The sequence below is a fragment of the Angustibacter aerolatus genome (assembly GCF_054776675.1).
Genome location: NZ_BAAHBM010000005.1, coordinates 24,377 through 46,847 on the forward strand (window position 1 = coordinate 24,377; position 22,471 = coordinate 46,847).

The following is a 22,471-nucleotide window of genomic DNA, read 5'->3' on the forward strand; positions in this document are numbered from 1 at the left end:
TGGGCAACCTAGCGACTCCCCCGGCGACCCGGCAACGAGGGTCGGGGCACCTCTTCAGGAGCGGTCACGGGCGGTCACGAGGCGGTCGGTGCGCGCGACGACGCGGGCACCTCACCTGGGTGGTGAGCGAGGTTCGCGGGCCGAGGGTCAGGGGTGCCGGAGCGCGGCGCTGCAGCGCGCGGCCAGCGCCTGACCGGCCTCGCGCAGGGGCCCCGGGGTCGGCCCGTGGCGCAGCAGGTCGCGGCTGCTGGTGGGCAGCACGAGGTGCGCCGCGGCACCGAAGACGCCGGCCAGGTCGTCGACGGTGGCGCCCTGGGCACCCAGGCCCGGTGCCAGCAGCGGCGCACCGGACGCCGCGAGGTCGAGGCCCAGTCGCTGGACGGCGTCGCCGACGGTGGCGCCCACCACCAGCCCGACGTCACCGGGCCTCGCGGGGACGCCGTCGAGGCCGGCGTTGCGCGCGGCCACGGTGGCGACGACGTCACCGGCGACGCTGCCCCCGCCGGCCGGCACGGCGTGCTGCACGCCGGGCCCCTCGGCGTTCGACGTCAGCGCCAGCACGAACACCCCGCGGCCGGTGGCCCGCGCCAGGTCGAGCGCCGGGGCCAGCGAGCCGGCGCCGAGGAACGGCGAGACGGTGATCGCGTCGGCGGCGAGCGGCGCGTCGTCGCGCAGGTACGCGTCCGCGTAGGCCTGCATCGTCGAGCCGATGTCGCCGCGCTTGACGTCCAGCAACGAGAGCGTGCCCGTGCCGCGCAGGTCGGCCAGCAACCGCTCGAGCACCGCGACGCCGCGCGACCCGTGCCGCTCGAAGAACGCGCTCTGCGGCTTCACCACGGCGACCTGCCCGGCGAACGCCTCGACGCACGCGTCGGCGAACCGCGCGAGGCCGTCCGCGTCGTCCGGCAGCCCCCACTCGGCGAGCAGCGGCGGGTGCGGGTCGACGCCCACGCAGAGCGTTCCCAGCCGGTCGGTGGCCTCCTGCAGCCGCAGCCCGAAGTGCCTCACGCGTCCCCCTCGTCGCTCTCGTCGTCCTCGTCGTCCCAGCGGCCCTCGCGCGGGTCCTCGTCGAGCTCGGCGGCGATGCGCCGCACGAGCGCGGGGCCGCCGTAGACCAGCCCGGTGTAGACCTGCACGAGGTCGGCGCCGGCGTCGCTGAGCGCGAGGGCGTCGTCGACGTCCATCACGCCACCCGACCCGATGACCGCGAGCGCGTCGCCGGCCCGGTCGCGCACCAGGGCGACGACCTCGGCGGCCCGCGCGGTCAGCGGCCGTCCCGACAGCCCACCCGCCTGCGCCGACACCGGGTGCGCGGCGACGCTCGTGGGCCGGGTGAGCGTGGTGTTGGTGGCGACCACGCCGGCCACGCCGGTCTCGAGGCAGACGTCGACCAGCTCGCCGAGCGCGTCGTCGGTGAGGTCGGGCGCGACCTTCACCACGACCGGCACCGGGTGCAGCGGCGAGGTGCGCGCGGCCTCGGTGACCAGGGCCTCGGTCAGCCGGCGCAGAGCACCGGCGTCCTGCAGCGAGCGCAGCCCCGGCGTGTTCGGCGAGCTGACGTTCACCGCGACGTAGTCGGCGTGCCGCTGCAGCAGCCGGAACGAGAACAGGTAGTCGTCGACGGCGTCGTCGACCGGCGTCACCTTCGACTTGCCGAGGCTGATGCCGAGCGGCACCGGCAGCGGCCCGCGCGCGGTGAGCCGGTCGAGCCGGGCGGCGAGCGCCTGCGCGCCGTGGTTGTTGAAGCCCATGCGGTTCACCAGCGCGCCGCCGTCGGGCATCCGGAACACCCGCGGCCGCGGGTTGCCCGGCTGCGGGACGGCGGTGACCGTGCCGACCTCGACGAAGCCGAGCCCGAGCAGCGGCCAGGCCCGCAGCGCCACGCCGTCCTTGTCGAGCCCGGCGGCGAGCCCGACCCGCGACGGGAACCCGATGCCCATGACCCGCAGGCCCGGGAGCGGACGACGGCGAGCCGGCCGCACGACCGCCGAGGCCGCGGCGAGCCCGCCCAGCGTCAGCCGGTGCGCGCGCTCGGCGTCCAGCCGGAAGAGCAGCGGCCGGGCGACGTCGCGGTAGAGCTCCGGCCGCGCCACGGTCACGCCCTGTCGGCGGCGAGGCCGGCGAGCTGCACCGCGTGCTCCTGCAGCGAGCGCACCGTGATGGTGCCGACGCGCTCGGACTCGATGCCCTGCACCGCCGCAGCCAGCTGCTGCACCGTGGTGATGATCGGCTTGTCCATCGACGTCGTGGCGGCGCGGATCTCGTAGCCGTCGGCGCGCGCAGCCCGGCCGGACGGCGTGTTCACCACCATGTCGATCTCGCCGTCGAGGATGCGCTGCACGACGGTCGGCTCGCCGTCGGCGCCGGTGCCCGCGCTGTACTTGCGGACGACGGTGCTCTCGACCCCGTTGCGGCGCAGCACCTGCGCGGTGCCCTCGGTGGCCAGCACGGTGAACCCGAGGTCGACGAGCCGCTTCACCGGGAAGATCATCGCGCGCTTGTCGCGGTTGGCGACCGACACGAACACGGTGCCGCCGGTCGGCAGCCCGCCGTACGCCGCGGTCTGGCTCTTGGCGAACGCCCGGCCGAAGTCCTCGTCGATGCCCATGACCTCGCCGGTCGAGCGCATCTCGGGGCCGAGCACGGTGTCGACGACGAGGCCCTTGTGCGTCACGAACCGCTTGAACGGCAGCACGGCCTCCTTCACCGACACCGGCGAGGCGTCGGGCAGGTGCGTGCCGTCGCCGGACGCCGGGAGCAGGCCCTCGGCGCGCAGGTCGGCGATGCTCGTGCCGAGCATGATGCGGGCCGCCGCCTTGGCCAGCGGCACGGCGGTCGCCTTGCTGACGAACGGCACGGTGCGGCTGGCCCGCGGGTTGGCCTCGAGCACGTAGAGCACGTCGGCGGCCAGGGCGAACTGCACGTTCAGCAGCCCCCGCACCCCGACGCCGCGCGCGATGGCCTCGGTCGAGGTGCGCACCCGCTCGAGCTCGCTCCAGCCCAGGGTCACCGGCGGCAGCGCGCACGCCGAGTCGCCGGAGTGGATGCCGGCCTCCTCGATGTGCTCCATGACGGCGCCGAGGTAGAGCTCCTCGCCGTCGTACAGCGCGTCGACGTCGATCTCGATGGCGTCGTCGAGGAACCGGTCGACCAGCACCGGGTGCTCGGGCGAGGCGACGGTCGCGCGGGTGACGTAGGCGCTCAGCGTGTCGTCGTCGTAGACGATCTCCATGCCGCGGCCGCCCAGCACGTACGACGGGCGCACCAGCACCGGGTACCCGATGCCGCGGGCCACCTCGAGCGCCTCGGCCGCGCTGTACGCGGTGCCGTGCTTCGGCGCCGGCAGCCCGGCCTCGGCGAGCACCCGGCCGAAGGCGCCGCGGTCCTCCGCGAGGTCGATCGCCTGCGGGCTGGTGCCGACGATCGGCACGCCCTCGTCGGCCAGCGCGCGGGCCAGGCCGAGCGGCGTCTGGCCGCCGAGCTGCACGACCACGCCGGCGAGCGGCCCGGCCTGCTGCTCGGCGTGCACGACCTCGAGCACGTCCTCCAGCGTGAGCGGCTCGAAGTACAGCCGGTCGCTGGTGTCGTAGTCGGTCGAGACCGTCTCGGGGTTGCAGTTCAGCATGATCGTGTCGTAGCCGGCGTCCGAGAGCGCGAAGCTGGCGTGCACGCAGGAGTAGTCGAACTCGACGCCCTGGCCGATGCGGTTCGGGCCCGACCCGAGGATGAGCACCGCGGGGCGCTCGCGCGGCGCGACCTCGGTCTCCTCGTCGTAGCTGGAGTAGTGGTACGGCGTGCGCGCGGCGAACTCGGCGGCGCAGGTGTCGACGGTCTTGTAGACCGGGCGGATGCCCAGCGCCCCGCGCACCCCGCGCACCACGGCCTCGGGCAGGCCGCGCAGCCCGCCGAGCTGGCGGTCGCTGAACCCGTGCCGCTTGGCCCGGCGCAGCAGGCCCGGCGTCAGCTCGTCGGCGTCGCGCACCTCGGCGGCCAGCTGCTCGATCAGCGCCATCTGGTCGAGGAACCAGGGGTCGATGCCGGTGGCCTCGTGCACCTGCTCGACGCTCGCGCCGGCGCGCAGGGCCTGCTGCACGGTCACGATGCGGCCGTCGGTCGGCACCTTCGCGGTCTCGAGCAGCGCGTCGACGTCGCCGGGCTCGCCGTCCCAGTGGAACGTCGACCCGGCCCGCTCGACCGAGCGCAGCGCCTTCTGCAGCGCCTCGGTGAAGCTGCGGCCGATCGCCATGGCCTCGCCGACCGACTTCATCGTGGTGGTGAGCGAGGCGTCGGCCGCCGGGAACTTCTCGAACGCGAACCGCGGCACCTTCACCACGACGTAGTCGAGTGCCGGCTCGAAGGACGCCGGGGTCTCCTGGGTGATGTCGTTCGGCACCTCGTCGAGCGTGTAGCCGACGGCGAGGCGCGCGGCGATCTTGGCGATCGGGAACCCGGTGGCCTTCGAGGCCAGCGCCGACGACCGCGACACCCGCGGGTTCATCTCGATGACGATGATGCGGCCGTCGTCCGGGTTCACCGCGAACTGGATGTTGCAGCCGCCGGTGTCGACGCCGACCTCGCGGATGACGGCGATGCCGATGTCGCGCAGCCGCTGGTACTCGCGGTCGGTGAGCGTCATCGCAGGGGCCACGGTGATCGAGTCGCCGGTGTGCACGCCCATCGGGTCGAGGTTCTCGATGGAGCAGACCACCACGACGTTGTCGTTGCGGTCGCGCATCAGTTCGAGCTCGTACTCCTTCCAGCCGAGGATGGACTCCTCCAGGAGCACCTCGGTGGTCGGCGACGCGTGCAGCCCGGCGCCCGCCATCCGGCGCAGGTCGTCGGCGTCGTAGGCGAAGCCCGACCCCAGCCCGCCCATGGTGAACGAGGGCCGGACGACGACCGGGTAGCCGAGCTCGTCGGCCACCGCCAGCGCGTCGTCGACGGTGTGCGCGGTCTTCGAGCGGGCCGACTCGGCGCCGCAGCGCTCGACGACGCCCTTGAACAGCTCGCGGTCCTCGCCGAGCTGGATCGCCTCGACGTTCGCGCCGATCAGCGGGCAGTCGTACTTGGTCAGCACGCCGCGCTCGTGCAGCGCGATCGCGCAGTTCAGCGCGGTCTGCCCGCCCAGGGTCGCCAGCACGGCGTCCGGCCGCTCCTTGGCGATGATCGCCTCGACGACCTCGGGGGTGATCGGCTCGACGTACGTGGCGTCGGCCATGCCCGGGTCGGTCATGATCGTGGCCGGGTTGGAGTTCACCAGCACCACGCGGATGCCCTCGGCGCGCAGCACGCGGCAGGCCTGGGTGCCGGAGTAGTCGAACTCCGCGGCCTGGCCGATGACGATCGGGCCGGACCCGATCACCAGCACGCTCTCGATGTCGGTACGGCGCGGCATCAGGCCTGCTCCCCCATGAGGTCCGTGAAGCGGTCGAACAGGTACGCGGCGTCGTGCGGGCCGGCCGCGGCCTCAGGGTGGTACTGCACCGAGAAGGCCGGGCCGTCGACCAGCTCGAGGCCCTCGACGACGTCGTCGTTCAGGCAGACGTGGCTCACCCGGGCCACGCCGAAGGGCGTGGACGCCGTGCCCTCGAGCGGCGCGTCGACGGCGAACCCGTGGTTGTGCGCGGTCACCTCGACGCTGCCGGTGCGACGGTCCATCACCGGCTGGTTGATGCCGCGGTGGCCGTACCCGAGCTTGTACGTGCCGAAGCCCAGCGCGCGGCCGAGCAGCTGGTTGCCGAAGCAGATGCCGAAGAACGGCAGCCGGCGGTCGAGCACCTCGCGCAGCAGGGCCACCGGTCCGTCGGCGGCCGCCGGGTCGCCCGGGCCGTTGCTGAAGAACACGCCGTCCGGCGCGACCGCGAGCACGTCGTCGAGCCCGGCGGTCGAGGGCAGCACGTGCACCTCGATGCCGCGCTCGGCCATCCGCACCGGCGTCATCGTCTTGATGCCCAGGTCGAGCGCCGCGACGGTGAACCGCTTCTCTCCCACGGCGGGCACGACGTACGCCTCGCGCGTCGACACCTCGTCGGCGAGCGCCGCGCCGGCCATCTGCGGCGCGGCCCGCACCACCTCGACGAGCCTGTCGACGGCGCGCTCGGCGGCCGGGCCGCTGAAGACGCCGGCGCGCATGGCCCCGCGCTCGCGCAGGTGCCGGGTGAGGGCGCGGGTGTCGACGCCGCTGATGCCGACGACGTCCTGTGCGGCGAGCTCGTCGCCGAGCGAGCGGCGCGAGCGCCAGCTGGACGGGCGCGGTGAGGGGTCGCGCACCACGTAGCCACGCACCCAGATGCGGCTCGACTCGCCGTCCTCGTCGTTCACGCCGGTGTTGCCGATGTGCGGCGCGGTCTGCACGACGACCTGCCCGAAGTAGCTGGGGTCGGTGAGCGTCTCCTGGTAGCCGGTCATGCCGGTGGAGAACACGGCCTCGCCGACCCGCTCGCCCACGGCGCCGTACGGTTCGCCGCGGAAGACCCGACCGTCCTCGAGGACGAGCAGCGCGCCGGTCACGAGCGGGGCCCGGTCGTCGGGAGCAGGGCGGTGATGGCGGCCTCCAGGTCGGGTCGGGTGGCGGCGTGACGCAGGTGGACGGCGGTGCTCACCAGCGTGGCACCGAGGGACCAGTCGAGGACGAGCAGTCCACGACGCGGGACGACCTTGCCGACCTGAAACGGTTCGTCGTGGACGGCGCGCAGGTCGGCGGCCGGCACGAGCACGTCGGCGGCCCCGGCGCGGGCCAGCACGACGCCCTCGGGGGCGACCAGCAGGCGGGCGGCCGAGCGGGTGCCGAGCCCGTGCGCGGTCACCCGGGCGAGCGCGCCGCCGGCGAGCACCGTGGAGACGTAGGTCGCCTCGCCGCCCTCGCGCTCGGCCGGCTGCAGCAGCTCGTCGGACGGCGCGGCCGGGGCGTCGCCCTGGCCCTGCCGGCGGGTGCGCCCCCGCCAGCCGAGCCACATCAGGCCCCACACGACGAGGATCAGCGCCAGCACGACGGCGACCGACGCGGGCCGGCTCACGGGCGCGCCCCGGGGTCGACGGGTGCGCCGTCGAGCACGGTCGGCCGCCCGCGCAGGAAGGTCGCGACCACCCGGCCGTGCATCTCCCGGGCCCGGAAGGGCGTGTTGCGGCTCGCGGTCTGCAGCGCGGCCGGGTCGACCTGCCAGCGGGCGGACGGGTCGACCAGCGTCACGTTGGCCGGCTCGCCCACGGCGAGCGGGCGGCCGTGCCCGTCGAGGCGGCCGATGCGCGCAGGGCGCACCGACATCCGGTCGGCGACGCCGGCCCAGTCGAGCAGCCCGGTGTCGACGAGCGCCTCCTGCACCGCGGACAGCGCGGTCTCGAGGCCCGTCATGCCCATGGCGGCCGCCTGCCACTCGCAGTCCTTGTCCTCGGCGGCGTGCGGTGCGTGGTCGGTGGCGACGGCGTCGATGGTGCCGTCAGCCAGCGCCAGGCGCAGCGCCTCGACGTCGGAGGCGGCGCGCAGCGGCGGGTTCACCTTGTAGCGGGGGTCGTAGCTGCGCACGAGCTCGTCGGTCAGCAGCAGGTGGTGCGGGGTGACCTCGGCGGTGACGTCGACGCCGCGACCCTTCGCCCAGCGCAGGATCTCGACCGACCCGGCGGTCGACACGTGGCAGACGTGCAGCCGCGACCCCACGTGCTCGGCGAGCAGGACGTCGCGGGCGATGATCGCCTCCTCCGCCACGGCCGGCCACCCGGTGAGCCCGAGCACGCCCGAGACCTCGCCCTCGTGCATCTGCGCGCCGGCGGTGAGGCGGGGCTCCTGCGCGTGCTGGGCGACCACGCCGTCGAACGCCTTCACGTACTCCAGCGCCCGGCGCATCAGCACCGCGTCGTCGACGCAGTGCCCGTCGTCGCTGAACACCCGCACCCGGGCGGCGCTGTCGGCCATCGCGCCGAGCTCGGCGAGCCGCTCCCCCGCCAGGCCGACGGTCACCGCACCCACGGGGTGCACGTCGACCCAGCCGGCCTCGCGGCCCAGCCGCCACACCTGCTCGACGACGCCGGCGGTGTCGGCCACCGGGTCGGTGTTGGCCATGGCGTGCACCGCCGTGAACCCGCCCACGGCCGCCGCGCGGGTGCCCGACTCGACGGTCTCGGCGTCCTCGCGGCCCGGCTCGCGCAGGTGCGTGTGCAGGTCGACGAGCCCCGGCAGCGCGATCAGCCCGTCGCCGTCGACCACCCGCGCGCCGCCGGCGTCGAGGCCGGTGCCCACCTCGGCCACCAGCCCGTCGGCCAGCCGCACGTCGACCGGGTCGCCGCCCAGCGGCCGCACCCCGCGCAGCAGCACCGTCTCGACCGCACCGGTTCCGTCGCTCACGCCACTCCCTCGACTCGCTCGTCGCTGCCGGCCAGCAGCAGGTACAGCACCGCCATCCGCACCGAGACGCCGTTCGCGACCTGCTCGACGATCGTCGAGCGGGCGCTGTCGGCGGCGTCGGCGCTGATCTCGAGACCGCGGTTCATCGGGCCGGGGTGCATCACGATCGCGTGCGGCTGCAGCCGGTCGAGCCGGCGGGCGTCGAGCCCGTACCGGCGCGAGTACTCGCGGGCGCTGGGGAAGTAGGCGGCGTTCATGCGCTCGCGCTGGACCCGCAGCATCATCACCGCGTCGGCCCGCTCGAGCGACGCGTCGAGGTCGTACGACGTCTCGCACGGCCAGGTGTCGACCCGCTGCGGCAGCAGCGTCGGCGGCGCGACCAGCGTCACGGTGGCACCGAGCGTGCGCAGCAGCAGCACGTTGCTGCGCGCGACGCGGCTGTGCAGGACGTCACCGACGATCACCACGTGCCGGCCCGCGAGGTCACGCCCCGTGGCTGCCCCGGGGACGCCGTCACCCACCAGGTGGTGACGCATCGTGAACGCGTCGAGCAGCGCCTGGGTGGGGTGCTCGTGGGTGCCGTCGCCGGCGTTGACCACCGCGCCGTCGATCCAGCCGCTGCCCGCGAGCTGGTGCGGCGCGCCGCTCGCGCCGTGCCGGATCACCACGGCGTCTGCACCCATCGCCTGCAGGGTGAGCGCGGTGTCCTTCAGGCTCTCGCCCTTCGACACGCTCGACCCCTTGGCCGAGAAGTTGATGACGTCGGCCGAGAGCCGCTTGGCCGCGGCCTCGAACGAGACCCGGGTGCGGGTGGAGTCCTCGAAGAACAGGTTGACCACCGTGCGGCCGCGCAGCGTCGGCAGCTTCTTCATCTGCCGCAGCTGGGTCGCGGCCATCTGCTCGGCGGTGTCGAGCACCAGCACGGCGCGCTCGTGGTCGAGGTCGGCGCTCGAGAGCAGGTGCCGCATCAGGCGCCCGCCTCGTCGCCCGAGCCGTCGATCGCGGTGCCGGCGTCCGGCTTGCTGATCCGCACCTCGTCGACGCCGTCGAGCTCGCGCAGCAGCACGTCGACCCGCTCGCCGCTCGACGTCGGCAGGTTCTTGCCCACGTGGTCGGCGCGGATCGGCAGCTCGCGGTGGCCGCGGTCGACCAGCACGGCGAGGCGGACGGCGCGCGGGCGGCCGACGTCCTGCAGGGCGTCGAGCGCGGCGCGGATGGTGCGCCCGCTGTAGAGGACGTCGTCGACCAGCACGACCGTGCGGCCGTCGACGCCGCCCTCGGGGATCTCGGTGCGCTCGAGGGCGCGGACCGGGTGCGAGCGCAGGTCGTCGCGGTACATCGTGATGTCGAGCGCGCCCCAGGGCACCTCGGTGCCCTCGACGTCGGCGATCCGGCCGGCCAGCCGCTGCGCGAGCGGGACGCCGCGGCGCGGGACGCCCAGCAGCACCAGGCCCTCGGCACCGCGGTTGTGCTCGATCACCTCGTGGGCGATGCGCGTGAGCACGCGTTGGATCTGAGGTGCCTCCAGCACCGTGCGGGCAGCCATCGGCTGCGCCCTCCTCCCCCGCCTCACCGGACGGCTCTCGCGCCGCCTCACGGGACGGCTCTGAAAGGAACTCGCGTATCGCAACCTACCGCACAGTGACCGCGTAGAGTGCACCGGCCGGACGAGGCGGGGTGACCGCCGTCCGGGTGAACGTCACTCTGTGTCGCCGCGATCCGCTTGACGTCGTCGTGACGCAGCGTGAGCATCATGGGACCAGGCCAGATCGGCCGGACGGCGTCGGGACCGCCGTGGGGGCATGACGAGGAGTGACCACGATGTCGTCGGACTACGCACGCTCGCTCGGGTCGAGGCTGCGGGCCATCCGCACCCAGCAGGGCCTGTCGCTGCACGGCGTCGAGGAGCGCTCGCAAGGTCGCTGGAAGGCGGTCGTGGTCGGGTCGTACGAGCGCGGCGACCGCGCCGTGACGGTGCAGCGCCTCGCCGAGCTGGCCGACTTCTACGGCGTGCCGGTCTCGGCCCTGCTGCCCGACGCCGGCAGCGGCTCGGTCGTCGAGGCCCCGCCGCGCCTGGTGATCGACCTCGAGCGGCTCAGCTCGGTGCCCGCCGAGCGCGCCGGGCCCCTCGCCCGCTACGCCTCGACGATCCAGTCGCAGCGCGGCGACTACAACGGCAAGGTGCTGTCGATCCGCCAGGACGACCTGCGCACGCTCGCCGTCATCTACGACATGCCGCCGGCGATGCTGGCCGAGGAGCTCATCGGCTGGGGCGTGCTCGACCCCGACGCCCGCCGCGCCGTCGACGGCTCGGCCGGCGCGCTCTAGCCCCTCGCACGCACGAACGGCCCGCTCCCTCACGGGGGCGGGCCGTTCGTCGTCTCAGGCGGTGGTGGCGAGGGCAGCCGCGACCACGGGTACGAGCCAGTGGCCCGGCGGCACCTGCTCGGCGTACCGCGCCGCGAGACCACGGTCGCCCGCGCGCCCGTGCGCCATCGCGAGTGCGCCGTCGAGGAGCGGGTGCAGCACACCGGGGGCGGCGGGGCGGACGGCCCGAGCCTGCGTCTCCGCTCGGGCTGGGTCACCGCACACGAGATGCAACAGCGGGAGCCACGGCTCCACGGGCAGCCCGTCGACGTCGACGCCGCCGTCCGACAGCATCGCCGCGGCCAGCGTCCGGACGTCGTCCGGCGGCCTGATGCCCTCGACCAGCACGCCGGCCACCACGCAGGTGGCCCAGGTGCGTGCCACCTTCCGGCGCACTGCGTCGTCCGGCGCCAGGCCCGCGAGCTCTCCCGCGGTATCGGCCGCCTCGTGCCAACGGCAGGCGTCGACCAGCACGTGCAGCCTGGCGATGGTGCGGTCCCACGGGCGCTGCTGGTCGGGCAGCCGCTCGGCGAGCTGTTCGACCGCGCCGGCCGCCCCGTCGCCTCCGGTGCGCCGGAGCTCTGAGGCCTCATCCGCGAGCGTCATCGGCAGGTCGGAGGACTCCCGCAGCCGCTGACGCAGCCGGAAGGCCTGCGCGCCGTCGGACGGGCCGACGCCGTTCTCCGAGATGCGGTTGCGGACGAGCAGCAGCACGTTCTCGACGGCGGTGGCGAAGCAGACCGCGGCCGTTGCACCACCCACGCGCGAGGGACCCAGCAGCGCCGGGACCGCGGCGAGGACCGCGAGCAGCCCCGTGGCGCGCGGTCCCGCCAGGACGACGGCCAGTGCGTTGCGAGGGTGGCCAGGGAGCGCGTGCTCCGTGATCCCGCCCTGGGACGCGAACAGGTGCACGTCGACCGGGATGCCGCCCACCCGCAGCCCGACCAGCCGTGGCCCGCCCCCGACCCGCACCCGCCGCACCTCGACGCGGCGACGCCGACATGCGATGGCGTGCCCCGCCTCGTGCCAACCCACCCACAGCGGCATCCCGAGCAGCGCGATCGAGACCGCCAGGGCCCACTCGGCGGCCGACGGCTCGTACACGTCGAGCGGAGCCGGGAACAGGACCACGAGGTGGTAGACGTGGACCCAGATCACGATGCCGACGACCTGGACGGCTGCCTTGACGACCCCGGTTGCGAACGGGCCCACCACGATCGGGTCGGGCTGCTGAGGCACGACCGGTCCATCGGCTCCGCCGGGTCCTTCCTGAAGTCAGGACCCGACCAACCGAACCCGCTAGGTGAGCGTCGGCTTGAGCTCGAGGATGCGGCCGAGCAGACCGTTCACGAAGCCGGGCGACTCGTCGGTCGACAGGCTGCGGGCCAGCTCGACGGCCTCGCTGACGGCGACGGGGTCGGGTACGTCGTCGTTGTAGAGCACCTCCCACGCGCCGAGCCGCAGCACCGAGCGGTCGACCGCCGGCATCCGCTCGAGCGTCCAGCCCTGGGAGTAGGTGGAGATGAGCTCGTCGAGCCGCTCGCGCTCGGCGACGACGCCCTCGACGAGCACGACGGTGTAGTCGTTGACCGGCGGGTCGGACTGCGCCAGCCGGTCGGCGAGCACCGTCACGGCCGGGACGCCGCGCTGGTCGGCCTCGAAGAGGACGTCGACGGCGCGCTTGCGCGCCTTCGTGCGGGCTGCCACGGGGTACCGGTCAGCTCACGCGGCCGAGGTAGTCGCCCGTGCGGGTGTCGACCTTGACCTTGGTGCCGGTCTCGAGGAACAGCGGCACCGCGATGTCGGCGCCGGTCTCGAGCGTGGCGGGCTTGGTGCCGCCGGTCGAGCGGTCGCCCTGCAGGCCCGGCTCGGTGTAGGTGATCTCCAGCACGACGGACGTCGGCAGCTCGACGTAGAGCGGGGTGCCGTCGTGCAGCGCGACCGTGACGTCCTGGTTCTCCAGCATGAACTTCGCGGCGTCGCCGACGGTGGCCGCGGAGACGGTCGTCTGCTCGTAGTCGCTGCTGTCCATGAAGACGAAGTCGTCGCCGTCCTTGTACAGGTACTGCATGTCGCGCTTGTCGACGTTCGCGGTGTCGACCTTGGTGCCGGCGTTGAACGTGCGGTCGACGACCTTGCCGGACAGCACGGCCTTCAGCTTGGTGCGCACGAAGGCGGGGCCCTTGCCCGGCTTGACGTGCTGGAACTCGACCACCGACCAGAGCTGGTTGTCGATGTTCAGCACCATGCCGTTCTTGAGGTCGTTCGTGGAGGCCACTGCGGTCCGTTCTCTCTGTCACGCACGTCACTGATCGCCGTCCACTCTAGCGGTCGGCGCCGGGTCACCTGATCGGCCCAGCAGCACGGGGCGTCCCTCAAGCGGTTGCACGGGCAGCCGACACAAGTGGTCGAGAGCGGCGCACAGGGCGTCCTCTGGAGTGGGGAGCCCACGTGACACACCGCCGCCGAGCGACCCGGGTCGCTGCCTGGGGAGCCGCTGCCGCGGTCGCCCTCGGCGGCCTGGCCGTGACCGCACCCGGAGCCGCGTTCGCCGCGACGACCGCCGCACCGACGGCGCTGACGCCGGACACCACCGCCACGAGGCTGAAGAACCTCGAGCTCAAGTGGGCCGCCGTGCCGGGCGCGACGTCGTACGACCTGCAGGTCGTCGACTCCGACGACACCGTGGTGTCGCAGTCGGTCGTCGGCGCCACCCGGTGGACCGTGCCGACGTCGATCCCCCGCGGCGAGTACACCTGGCGCGTCCGGGCCAGCGTGCCGACCCGCGGCTCGTGGTCGTCGTTCGCCGCGTTCGAGAAGGGCTGGGACGCGGTGCCGACCGGCACCTTCACCCGGCACGACGGCGTGCTCCCGGTGATGTCGTGGAACCCGGTGAAGGACGCCTCGTTCTACGAGGTCGAGATCAGCGACTCCCCCTTCGGCGACTACGGCGACGTCGAGTCCGGCCGCAAGAAGCACTGGATCTGCTACACCACGAACACCGTCTTCACGCCGTACGGCGTCAGCGCCGGCGCCGAGCAGGACCCGGCCCCCGGCGGCGAGGGCGACTGCGCCTACGCGGCCGACAGCACCGGCGACGCCACCGCGACCTCCCTGGGCACCAAGTGGATCCTCGGGCAGGACTACTACTGGCGGGTGCGCGCCCGCGACGGCGCCGTCGACACCCGTGAGACCGCCTTCGTCAACCCGTCGGTCGGCTGCACCGGCGTCTGGACCGACTCGGACGCCGACGACGAGGGCGGCATCATCACCGTGCCGATCGGCATGAAGCCGCCGGTCTACGACGCGACGCCCGAGTGCAGCAACTGGTCGGTCGACACCTTGGTGACGCCGACCTACACCGTGCCGAACCCCACCGACACGGTGCCCGCGGTGCCCAGCGGCCTGACCGTCGGCCCGACCGCAACCGGCGCGAGCAGCGCGATGGACGTGGTCACGACGGCTTCGCCGGTGCTCAGCTGGTCGGCCGTGCCCTACGCCTTCAAGTACCGCGTGTACCTGTCGCGCACCAGCGACTTCAAGGACTCCGACGTCGTCTGGGAGACGCAGGGCACCAGCCTGGCGTCCGTCTCCGACCTGGCGCTCAACAGCACCGGCAAGTACTGGACGGTGCAGGCCTGCTTCGTGAAGTGCAGCGCACCGGCCCCGGTGCACCGCATCCGCAAGGCCGCGGCCACGGACACCTCCGTCGTCTCCGCCCTGGCGAAGGCGGACGGCAGCGCCGTGAACGTGATCTGGAACCTGCAGACCCAGGGCACGCGCTTCGTCGCCGGCCAGCCCGCGCCCCGCGTCGGTGCACGCTCCTACGAGGTGCAGCTGACCGACGTCGCCACCGGCGACCCGGCCTCGACGTCCGTCACCGACCGCGTGTCGGCGTACGGCGAGAGCACGAGCCACCTGACCGTCGACACCACGGGCCTGCCCGAAGGCGTCTACACCGCGCACGTCCGCGGCGTCTCGGAGACGAGCCGTCCGCTGCCGTGGAGCGCCGACTCGCGCGAGTTCGTCATCGACCGCGGCGCGCCGTCGCTGCGACCGGCCACCAGCGGCAACTTCGCCGGCCGGGCGTACCTGCCGATCGTCACCAGCGAGCCGGTGACCGGTGCGACGAGCAGCACGCTCGGCGTGCAGACCGCCGCCGGCGCCAAGGTGCCCGGCACGATCACGAAGGTCAACGACCTGCAGTACCGCTTCACCCCCAGCGCCTCCTGGGTGCCGGGTCAGTACTACAAGCTGTGGGCGACCAGCGCGGTGCGCGACCGGGCCGACAAGCCGGTCACCGTGCCGTCCACCACGGTGCGCGCCAAGACGACGGCGGACGACAACCAGACCGCCTCGCCGCTGAAGTTCACCAGCGGTGACCGGTCGTGGACCACCTCGACGGCGAGCGACGCCTGGGGCGGCACGTACCGCCGCACGGCCGACGACCTGTCGACCGCCAAGCGGTCCACGGCCTCCCTGTCGGTCTACGGCGGCACCATCGCCGTGAAGGCCTGCAAGACGCCGACCTCGGGTCAGCTGTGGGTCACGGTCGACGGCGTCACCACGAAGGTCTCGCTGTACCGCTCCTACAGCGGCTGCGGCACGGTCTTCAGCAAGAAGTTCAGCACCGGCCTGCACACCGTGACGCTGTCGGCGAAGGCGACCAGCGGCACCCGCAAGTGGGCGTCGGTCGACCAGGTCAGCGTGAGCTGACGACGGTCATCACGAGGCGAGGGTCGGACCGGTCACGGTCCGGCCCTCGTCGCGTTGCGGGAGAACGGCTCTAGGGCGCGAGCTCGGCGTACGCGGCCTGCAGCAGCGCGGGGTCGGGTCCCTCCAGGCGCTGCCAGCGGCCGACGCCGGTCAGCACCACGAAGCGCAGCAGGTCGCCGCGGGTCTTCTTGTCGCGGCGCATCGCGCTGAGCAGCTGGTCCCAGCGGTCCTGCCGGTAGGTGGTGGGCAGGCCGAGCGAGGTGAGCACCGTGCGGTGCCGCTCGGCGGTGGCGTCGTCGAGGCGGCCGGCGAGACGGGCGAGCTCGGCCACGTAGACCATGCCGAGGCTCACTGCCGCACCGTGCCGCCACTCGTACCGCTCGACGTGCTCGACGGCGTGCCCGAACGTGTGCCCGTAGTTGAGCACCTCGCGCGGCCCGGACTCGCGCAGGTCGCGCCCGACGACGTCGGCCTTGACGCGCACGCTGCGCTCGACCAGCTCGCGGGTGCTCGGCGCGTCCCAGGCGGTGACGCCCTGCGGGTCGGCCTCGACGAGGTCGAGGATCGCCGGGTCGGCGACGAAGCCGCACTTGACCACCTCGGCCAGTCCGGCCACGAAGTCGTTGCGCGGCAACGTCTCCAACGTCGTGAGGTCGCACAGCACCCCGGCCGGCGGGTGGAACGCACCGACCAGGTTCTTGCCCTCCGCGGTGTTGATGCCGGTCTTGCCGCCGACGGCTGCGTCGACCATGCCGGCCAGCGTGGTCGGCACCTGCACCACCCGGACGCCGCGCAGCCAGGTCGCGGCGACGAAGCCCGCCAGGTCGGTGACCGCTCCCCCGCCGACGCCGACCACCGCGTCGCTGCGGGTGAACCCGGCCTGCCCCAGCACGCCCCAGAGGAACGCCGCCACCGAGGCGTGCTTGGCCTCCTCGGCGTCGGGCACCTCGGCCGCGAACGCCTCGAACCCCTGCGCTGCCAGGTCGTCGCGCACCGCCTCGCCCGTCGTCCGCAGCGCCGCGGGGTGCACCACCAGCACCCGCTGCACGCCGGCGCCGAGCAGGCCGGGCAGCTCGGTGAGCAGGTGCTCCCCCACCACGACGTCGTAGGGCGCGTCGCCCTCGACGGTGATGCGCGTCGGCACGCTCACCGCTCGGCCCGCAGCCGCTGCACGACCTCGGCGGCGACGTCGTCCGGCTCGCGGCCCGCGGTGTCGACGACGAACGACGCCACCCGCTCGTAGACCGGACGGCGGTCCTGCATGAGCTTGTTCCAGGTCGCCCGCGGGTTCAGCGCGAGCAGCGGTCGGTGCTGACCCAGCCCGATGCGCTTCGACGCGTCGGCGACCGCGACGTCGAGGAACACGACGACCAGCGGACGCAGGTCGATCTCGGTGCGCGGGTCGAGCGGCGCGCCACCGCCGAGCGACACCACGCCCTCGCCGTCGAGGGCGTCGACCACGGCGGCCCGCTCGAGGTCGCGGAACACCGGCTCGCCGTCCTCGACGAAGACGTCGGCGATGCTGCGTCCGGCCCGCTCGACCACGACGTCGTCGGTGTCGGTGAACGGCTCGTCGAGCAGGGCGGCGACCAGCCGGCCGACGGTCGACTTGCCGGCGCCGGGCGGCCCGACCAGCACCACGCGGGGCGCCATCACCAGGTCCGCAGGGCGTCGGGCACGTTCGCCAGGTAGGCGTCGTGGTTGCGGGCGGTCTCGGCGAGCGAGTCGCCGCCGAACTTCTCCAGGCACGCCTCGGCGACGACGAGCGCCACCATCGCCTCGACGACGACGCCGGCGGCCGGCACCGCGCAGACGTCGGACCGCTGGTGGTGGGCCTGCGTGGCCTCCCCCGTGGCGACGTCGACGGTGTCCAGCGCCCGCGGGACGGTGCTGATCGGCTTCATGGCGGCCCGCACGCGCAGCGGCTGCCCGGTGGTCATGCCGCCCTCGGTGCCGCCCGCGCGCCCGCTGCGCCGGGTGATGACCCCGTCGACGCGCTCGATCTCGTCGTGCGCCTGCGACCCGCGCCGGGCCGCCGTGCGGAACCCGTCACCGACCTCGACGCCCTTGATGGCCTGGATGCCCATGAGGGCCGCAGCCAGCCGCGAGTCGAGCCGGCGGTCCCAGTGCACGTGGCTGCCGAGACCCGGCGGCACGCCGTAGGCGAGCACCTCGACGACGCCGCCGAGCGTGTCGCCGTCGTCGTGCGCGGCGTCGACCTCGGCCACCATCGCCGCCGAGCCGGCGGCCTCGAACGCGCGCACCGGGTCGGAGTCGAGCGCGGCGACGTCGTCGGGGCCGGGCAGCGGCGCGTCGTCGGCCACCCCGGCACCGCCGATCGCCACGGTGTGCGAGACCAGCCGGATGCCGTACGCCTGCTGCAGCAGCGCCGCGGCGACCGCGCCGAGCGCGACGCGAGCGGCCGTCTCGCGGGCGCTGGCCCGCTCGAGCACCGGACGCGCCTCGTCGAAGCCGTACTTCTGCATGCCGGCGAGGTCGGCGTGCCCCGGACGCGGCCGGGTGAGCGGCGCGTTGCGCGCCAGACCGGCCAGCACCTCGGGGTCGACCGGGTCGGCCGACATCACCTGCTGCCACTTCGGCCACTCGGTGTTGCCGACGCGGATCGCCACCGGCCCACCCTGCGTGCGACCGTGCCGCACCCCGCCGGTCAGCTCGACCTGGTCCTGCTCGAACGACATCCGCGCGCCGCGGCCGTAGCCCAGCCGACGCCGGGCCAGGGCCCCGGCCAGGTCGGACGTCGTGACGGCGACGCCCGCCGGCACGCCGTCGACCACGGCGACGAGGGCCGGTCCGTGGGACTCACCGGCGGTCAGCCAACGCAGCATGCCCGCAGTCTCGCAGCGGCCCTGCCCGGGCACGCCACCGGCCCGCACCGTGAGACGGTGCGGGCCGGTGGCGGGGGCGTGCGGGTCAGTCGACCGTGAAGGAGTCGCCCTCGCACAGGTCGCCGACGACCTCGTCGCCGTACTGCAGGACGCCGCACTGCCCGTCGCTGAGCCGGAGCAGCTTGAAGTAGGTCGCGAAGTCCTCGTTCGGCTTCACGGTGTACTCCGAGCGGCGGTGGTTCTTGTCGTCGATGGTGACGGTCGCGCCCTGGTTGTCCTCGTCCACCGACTGCAGGATCAGCTTCGGCTTGGCGGCCGACGGCTTGGGCTTGGTGCCCGGCTTCGGCTTCGTGTCGGGCTTCGGCTTCGTGTCCGGCTTCGGCTGCACCACCGGGACGTTCACCGAGGGGCTCGCGGACCCGGTGGCCACGACCACCGAGGTGGCCGTCGACGTCGCGGTCGACGTCGCGGTCGACGTCGATCCGCCGGTGCTGCCGCCGCCCGCCTTCGCGGCACCGGTGCCGGCGGCCTCGACGACGAGCGCCTTGAACGGGTCGCGGGCCTTCTGCCGGGTGGCCGTGGGGATCGGGTCGTCGACGTCGTCGGTGGCACCGGCGGTGGGTGCAGCGGTGCTGCCGGGCTGCGGCAGCACCAGCGGCCCGGACGCGGTGGCGTCTCCGTCGCCGCCGCCGACCAGCACGAAGGCCATGGCGGCGACGACACCGAGGGCGACGGCCCCGCCGCCGACCATGAAGAGGGTCTTGCGGCTCGACCCCTCGGGCGCGGCCTCGACGGCCGGCTCGGGCTCGGGCGAGTGGTTGCTCATGATGGACATGCCTGGACCCCGATCAGCTGGCGGAGCCGGCCGGCGCCGACGCGCCGGTGCTCGTGGTGGTGGTGGACACGGCGTCCGAGGCGAGGACGAAGATCTTCCCGCTCAGCGTCATCTGCAGCTGGTCGCTGGTCGAGGCGGCGCCGTCGAGCGGGGCCAGCGAGACCGTGTCGAGCAGGTACGCCCGGGCGATCGACTTCTGCAGCTTCATCAGGTACAGGTTCAGCTCGGCGTAGGTGCCGCTGGCCACGACGCCGGTCTGGATGGCCTGCAGGCCGGTGGCCGGGGCGGCTGCGGTGGTGGTCGCAGCGCCCGCTGCCGCACCCGGGGTGTACGGGGTGGGGGCGGCCGGCGTCACGCTGACCAGGTCGACACCGGCGACTCCGGCCTGCACCGAGAGGTCGCGGATGAGCGAGGGCAGGGCGGCGCTGTCGGGGAGCTGGCGGCGGATGACCGCGAGGTCCTTCTCGCGGTCGCTCAGCGACGCGTACTGCGCCTTGAGCTGCGCCGTCTTGAGCTCGATCGACTGGTTGTGATCGCGCTGCTGCGCGGTCTGGGAGCGCAGCTCGGCGGCCTGCGAGCGCTGCGGGGAGATCAGCAGGAACCACGCTGCCACCACCAGCAGCAGCGCGAGCACCGCGGCGCCGAGGCTCCACGTCCTGGTCGAGGTCATGCCGTCAGCCCTGCTTCCGGTCGTAGCGGTGCGAGAGGTCCTCGGAGGTCACGGTCGCGCTCGAGGTGAAGTCGACGACCGTCTTCTTGCCGACCAGGCGCTGGGTGCTCTGGCTGAAGGTCGGGTCGACGACACCCGGCTGGCGGGCCAGCGTGTCGAGCCAGGCGGCGACGTCGACGTGCTCGAGGGCGCTGCCCTCGACGGAGATCGTCGCGATGGGTGCTGCCGAGCCGGCCGTCGTCGTGGTGGGGACGCCGGTGGTCGCCGCGGTCGCCGCCGGCGCCGCCGTCGCGCTGGTCAGCGCGAACGAGACGTTGCGGAACCAGACGTCCGACGGCACCGAGAGCGCGAAGTTCGTCAGCTGGCGGTACCACTCGACGTCCTGCGACATCGCGGTCTCGCGGCTGATCTCGGCCGACTCGATCGCCGCGATGGTCCGCGGCACGTCGGCGTACTTCTGCTGGTCGTTCAGCAGCTGCTGGGTGTGCGTCTGCTCGACGGCGAGGTCGTCGGCGGCGTGCGCGCGGTCCTGGTTGGCCAGGACGAACCCGCCACCGAGGGCGACGACGAGGAGCACGAGGCCGCCGCCGAGGCCGGCCTGCACCTTCTTCAGGGTGCGAGCCGACACGACCTCCGGCGGCAGCAGGTTGACCTGCGCCGGTCGGAAGGTGGTCAGCTGGATGCTGGCGACGGCCAGCTGGTCGGCCTGGCTCATCGGTCGGCTCCAAGTGCGAGACCCACCGGCACAGCGACCAGTGGCTGGACGAAGGACAGCTGCTCGTCGGACAGCCCGGTGCGGCCGAGCTCGACCGACTGCAGGGCGTTCCCGACGGAGACGGGCAGGCGGGTGGCCGCCTCGAGGCGCTCGACCAGGCCGCTCAGGCGCGAGCCGCCGCCGGTGACGACGAGCCGCTGCACGCTGCCGGCGCCGCCGTTCGTCGAGCTGAAGTAGTCGAGCGAGCTGCGCACCTCGTCGACGAACACCGCGGCGCTGTCGTCGATGGCGCGGCCGGCGGTGACGAGCTCGTCGTGCGGGCGGCCGGTGGCCTGCGGCATCTGCTTGAGCGCCTCGGCCTGCGCCGAGGGCAGCCCGACCGCGTCGGCCACGGCGTCGGTGACGTCCTGGCCGCCGAGCAGCAGGATGCGCACCAGCAGCGGCACGCCGGCGCGGTGGACGACGATGTTGGTGACCTTGGCGCCGATGTCGACGAGCGCGACGACGTCGGAGTCGGCGGCGCCCTGCTCGGCCATCGAGCGCAGCACCGCGAACGACGTGAGGTCGACGCCGGTGACGGAGAGGCCGGCGCGCTGCACCGCGTTCACGTTGGTCAGCACCACGCTGCGGACGGCGGCGACGAGCATGCCGCGGACCATGCGGGGCTGGCCGGGGCTGGTGAGGTCCTCGACGGGGTGGAAGTCGAGCACCGCCTGGTCGACCGGCATCGGCAGGAAGTCCTGCACCTGGTAGGGCAGCGCCTCGCGCAGCTCCTTGGCCGGCAGCCAGGGCAGCTCGACCTGGCGCACGACGACGCGCTGGTTGGCGATGCCGAGGGCGACCTTCTTGTGCGAGAAGCCGGTGGCCGCCCACAGCTGCTTCACGGCGTGCGTGAGCTGCGCGGGGTCGGCGACCTCGCCGTCGCGCACGACGCCCTCCGGCAGGGCGACCTGCCCGAACTTCTCGAGGGTCACCCCACGCTTGCCGAACGACAGTTCGGCGGCGCGGACGCCGGATGTGCCGACGTCGAGCCCGATCGTGGTCCGTCCAGCCACCGTGAAACCCCTTCCGGTGCGACCCTCGTCGCGGGGAGGACCTCACTCCGAGGTCCCTTCAGTGGCATTGATCGGTGCCCAGGCGTCGTTGCTTGAGCGAAGATCGCAAGTTGCCCTGCGCGGGTCAGCCGCCGAGGGTCAGCCGCAGGTAGAGGTCGCCGATCGCGTGGCCGGCCCACACCGAGACCCAGGCGCCCAGGAACATGAACGGCCCGAACGGGATGCGCGTCGCCCACCCGCTGCGCCGCACCAGCATCGTGGGGACGCCCTGCAGGGCACCGAAGAGGAACCCGAGGAACCAGCCGACCACGAGGACGTCGAAGCCGAGGTAGCCGAGGTAGGCACCGAGCAGGGGCGCCAAGCGGATGTCGCCGCCGCCCATGCCGCTGCGCCCGCGCACCAGCCGGTACAGCAGCTCGGGGAGGTAGTAGGCCAGACCCATCAGCACCGCGCCAACCAGTGCGCGCACGCCGGCCCGGTGGTGGTCGCCCAGCAGCGCAGCACCGCCGAGCAGCACGACCGTCACCACGTACGACGGGTTGACGATGGCGAACGGCAGCCGCTGCACGTCGATGTCGATGAGCGTGAGCGCCACCGAGATGGCCATGAGGAAGAGGAACGCCGGCAGCTCCCACGCCAGACCGAAGCGCACCGCCACGGCGGCGAAGAGCAGGCCGGTGAGCGCCTCGACGACCGGGTAGCGGGCGCTGATCGGCTCGCCGCAGTCGCGGCACCTCCCCCGCAGCAGCAGCCACCCGAGCACCGGCACGTTGTCGCGCGGGCGGATCGGGTGGCCGCAGCGCGGGCAGGCGCTCGGCGGGTGCGCGACGGACTCGCCGCGCGGCACCCGCCAGACCACCACGTTGAGGAACGAGCCGATGGCCAGGCCCAGGACGCCGCACAGCACGGCGAGCAGCACGGTCATGCCG

Annotated in this window: 21 protein-coding genes; 2 read left to right on the forward strand and 19 right to left on the reverse strand. The window is 73.8% G+C overall.

Features of this window, described 5'->3' with window-relative positions:
• Window positions 1-147: 147 nt before the first annotated feature.
• From pyrF to pyrR, 8 genes are read right to left on the reverse strand one after another with little or no spacing between them, the layout of a single operon-like run.
• Window positions 148-1,008 (reverse strand): orotidine-5'-phosphate decarboxylase, encoded by an 861-nt coding sequence (gene pyrF, locus ACYVI6_RS02320; protein WP_460444822.1) that lies wholly within the window; start codon window positions 1,006-1,008, stop codon window positions 148-150.
• Complete coding sequence (locus ACYVI6_RS02325) at window positions 1,005-2,093, reverse strand: quinone-dependent dihydroorotate dehydrogenase (protein WP_460444823.1); 1,089 nt, start codon at window positions 2,091-2,093, stop codon at window positions 1,005-1,007. The genes pyrF and ACYVI6_RS02325 overlap by 4 nt, the downstream gene beginning before the upstream one ends.
• 2 nt (window positions 2,094-2,095) lie before the next feature.
• On the reverse strand, window positions 2,096-5,395 hold the full coding sequence (gene carB / locus ACYVI6_RS02330; RefSeq protein ID WP_460444824.1) for a carbamoyl-phosphate synthase large subunit: 3,300 nt from the start codon (window positions 5,393-5,395) through the stop codon (window positions 2,096-2,098).
• On the reverse strand, window positions 5,395-6,510 hold the full coding sequence (gene carA / locus ACYVI6_RS02335) for a glutamine-hydrolyzing carbamoyl-phosphate synthase small subunit (protein WP_460444825.1): 1,116 nt from the start codon (window positions 6,508-6,510) through the stop codon (window positions 5,395-5,397). Before carA ends, carB begins: the two co-directional genes overlap by 1 nt.
• Window positions 6,507-7,016 (reverse strand): PH-like domain-containing protein, encoded by a 510-nt coding sequence (locus ACYVI6_RS02340; protein WP_460444826.1) that lies wholly within the window; start codon window positions 7,014-7,016, stop codon window positions 6,507-6,509. The genes carA and ACYVI6_RS02340 overlap by 4 nt, the downstream gene beginning before the upstream one ends.
• The gene (locus ACYVI6_RS02345) at window positions 7,013-8,338 is read right to left on the reverse strand and encodes a dihydroorotase (protein ID WP_460444827.1); all 1,326 of its coding nucleotides are present in this window, start codon (window positions 8,336-8,338) and stop codon (window positions 7,013-7,015) included. The genes ACYVI6_RS02340 and ACYVI6_RS02345 overlap by 4 nt, the downstream gene beginning before the upstream one ends.
• A complete protein-coding gene (locus ACYVI6_RS02350; protein WP_460444871.1) occupies window positions 8,335-9,309 on the reverse strand; it encodes an aspartate carbamoyltransferase catalytic subunit in 975 nt (324 codons plus the stop codon). Before ACYVI6_RS02350 ends, ACYVI6_RS02345 begins: the two co-directional genes overlap by 4 nt.
• Window positions 9,306-9,884, reverse strand: a complete 579-nt coding sequence (gene pyrR, locus ACYVI6_RS02355; protein ID WP_460444828.1) for a bifunctional pyr operon transcriptional regulator/uracil phosphoribosyltransferase PyrR — start codon at window positions 9,882-9,884, stop codon at window positions 9,306-9,308. The genes ACYVI6_RS02350 and pyrR overlap by 4 nt, the downstream gene beginning before the upstream one ends.
• 275 nt (window positions 9,885-10,159) lie before the next feature.
• On the opposite strand from pyrR, the gene bldD reads away from it, so the two are divergent.
• On the forward strand, window positions 10,160-10,666 hold the full coding sequence (gene bldD / locus ACYVI6_RS02360; RefSeq protein WP_460444829.1) for a transcriptional regulator BldD: 507 nt from the start codon (window positions 10,160-10,162) through the stop codon (window positions 10,664-10,666).
• Window positions 10,667-10,720: 54 nt separating this feature from the next.
• On the opposite strand, the gene ACYVI6_RS02365 is transcribed toward bldD, so the two are convergent.
• The 3 genes from ACYVI6_RS02365 to efp are packed head-to-tail and all read right to left on the reverse strand — an operon-like array spanning window position 10,721 to window position 12,983.
• The gene (locus ACYVI6_RS02365) at window positions 10,721-11,944 is read right to left on the reverse strand and encodes a site-2 protease family protein (RefSeq protein WP_460444830.1); all 1,224 of its coding nucleotides are present in this window, start codon (window positions 11,942-11,944) and stop codon (window positions 10,721-10,723) included.
• A 60-nt stretch (window positions 11,945-12,004) separates the two neighbouring features.
• Window positions 12,005-12,412 carry a transcription antitermination factor NusB gene (gene nusB / locus ACYVI6_RS02370; RefSeq protein WP_460444831.1) on the reverse strand — a complete coding sequence of 136 codons (408 nt, stop codon included), beginning with the start codon at window positions 12,410-12,412 and terminating at the stop codon, window positions 12,005-12,007.
• 10 nt (window positions 12,413-12,422) lie between these two features.
• Entirely contained in the window at window positions 12,423-12,983 is a 561-nt protein-coding gene (gene efp / locus ACYVI6_RS02375) for an elongation factor P (RefSeq protein WP_460444832.1), read from the reverse strand.
• Between the two features lie 248 nt (window positions 12,984-13,231).
• Here efp and ACYVI6_RS02380 point away from each other — a divergent pair, with 248 nt between their 5' ends.
• Window positions 13,232-15,421 carry a hypothetical protein gene (locus tag ACYVI6_RS02380; protein WP_460444833.1) on the forward strand — a complete coding sequence of 730 codons (2,190 nt, stop codon included), beginning with the start codon at window positions 13,232-13,234 and terminating at the stop codon, window positions 15,419-15,421.
• Between the two features lie 70 nt (window positions 15,422-15,491).
• On the opposite strand, the gene aroB is transcribed toward ACYVI6_RS02380, so the two are convergent.
• From aroB to ACYVI6_RS02420, 8 genes are all read right to left on the reverse strand, one after another.
• Entirely contained in the window at window positions 15,492-16,571 is a 1,080-nt protein-coding gene (aroB, locus tag ACYVI6_RS02385) for a 3-dehydroquinate synthase (RefSeq protein WP_460444834.1), read from the reverse strand.
• Window positions 16,568-17,074: a shikimate kinase gene (locus tag ACYVI6_RS02390; RefSeq protein ID WP_460444835.1), complete on the reverse strand. Its 507-nt coding sequence runs from the start codon at window positions 17,072-17,074 to the stop codon at window positions 16,568-16,570. Before ACYVI6_RS02390 ends, aroB begins: the two co-directional genes overlap by 4 nt.
• Window positions 17,074-18,267, reverse strand: a complete 1,194-nt coding sequence (aroC, locus tag ACYVI6_RS02395; protein ID WP_460444836.1) for a chorismate synthase — start codon at window positions 18,265-18,267, stop codon at window positions 17,074-17,076. The genes ACYVI6_RS02390 and aroC overlap by 1 nt, the downstream gene beginning before the upstream one ends.
• An 85-nt stretch (window positions 18,268-18,352) precedes the next feature.
• Window positions 18,353-19,102 carry a flagellar basal body-associated FliL family protein gene (locus tag ACYVI6_RS02400; RefSeq protein WP_460444837.1) on the reverse strand — a complete coding sequence of 250 codons (750 nt, stop codon included), beginning with the start codon at window positions 19,100-19,102 and terminating at the stop codon, window positions 18,353-18,355.
• 13 nt (window positions 19,103-19,115) lie between these two features.
• Window positions 19,116-19,772 carry a type 4a pilus biogenesis protein PilO gene (gene pilO / locus ACYVI6_RS02405; RefSeq protein WP_460444838.1) on the reverse strand — a complete coding sequence of 219 codons (657 nt, stop codon included), beginning with the start codon at window positions 19,770-19,772 and terminating at the stop codon, window positions 19,116-19,118.
• 4 nt (window positions 19,773-19,776) lie between these two features.
• Window positions 19,777-20,487 carry a PilN domain-containing protein gene (locus ACYVI6_RS02410; RefSeq protein WP_460444839.1) on the reverse strand — a complete coding sequence of 237 codons (711 nt, stop codon included), beginning with the start codon at window positions 20,485-20,487 and terminating at the stop codon, window positions 19,777-19,779.
• Window positions 20,484-21,542, reverse strand: coding sequence for a type IV pilus assembly protein PilM (pilM, locus tag ACYVI6_RS02415; RefSeq protein WP_460444840.1), 1,059 nt, complete (start codon window positions 21,540-21,542; stop codon window positions 20,484-20,486). The genes ACYVI6_RS02410 and pilM overlap by 4 nt, the downstream gene beginning before the upstream one ends.
• Window positions 21,543-21,666: 124 nt before the next feature.
• Window positions 21,667-22,467, reverse strand: coding sequence for a prepilin peptidase (locus ACYVI6_RS02420; RefSeq protein WP_460444841.1), 801 nt, complete (start codon window positions 22,465-22,467; stop codon window positions 21,667-21,669).
• Window positions 22,468-22,471: the final 4 nt, after the last annotated feature.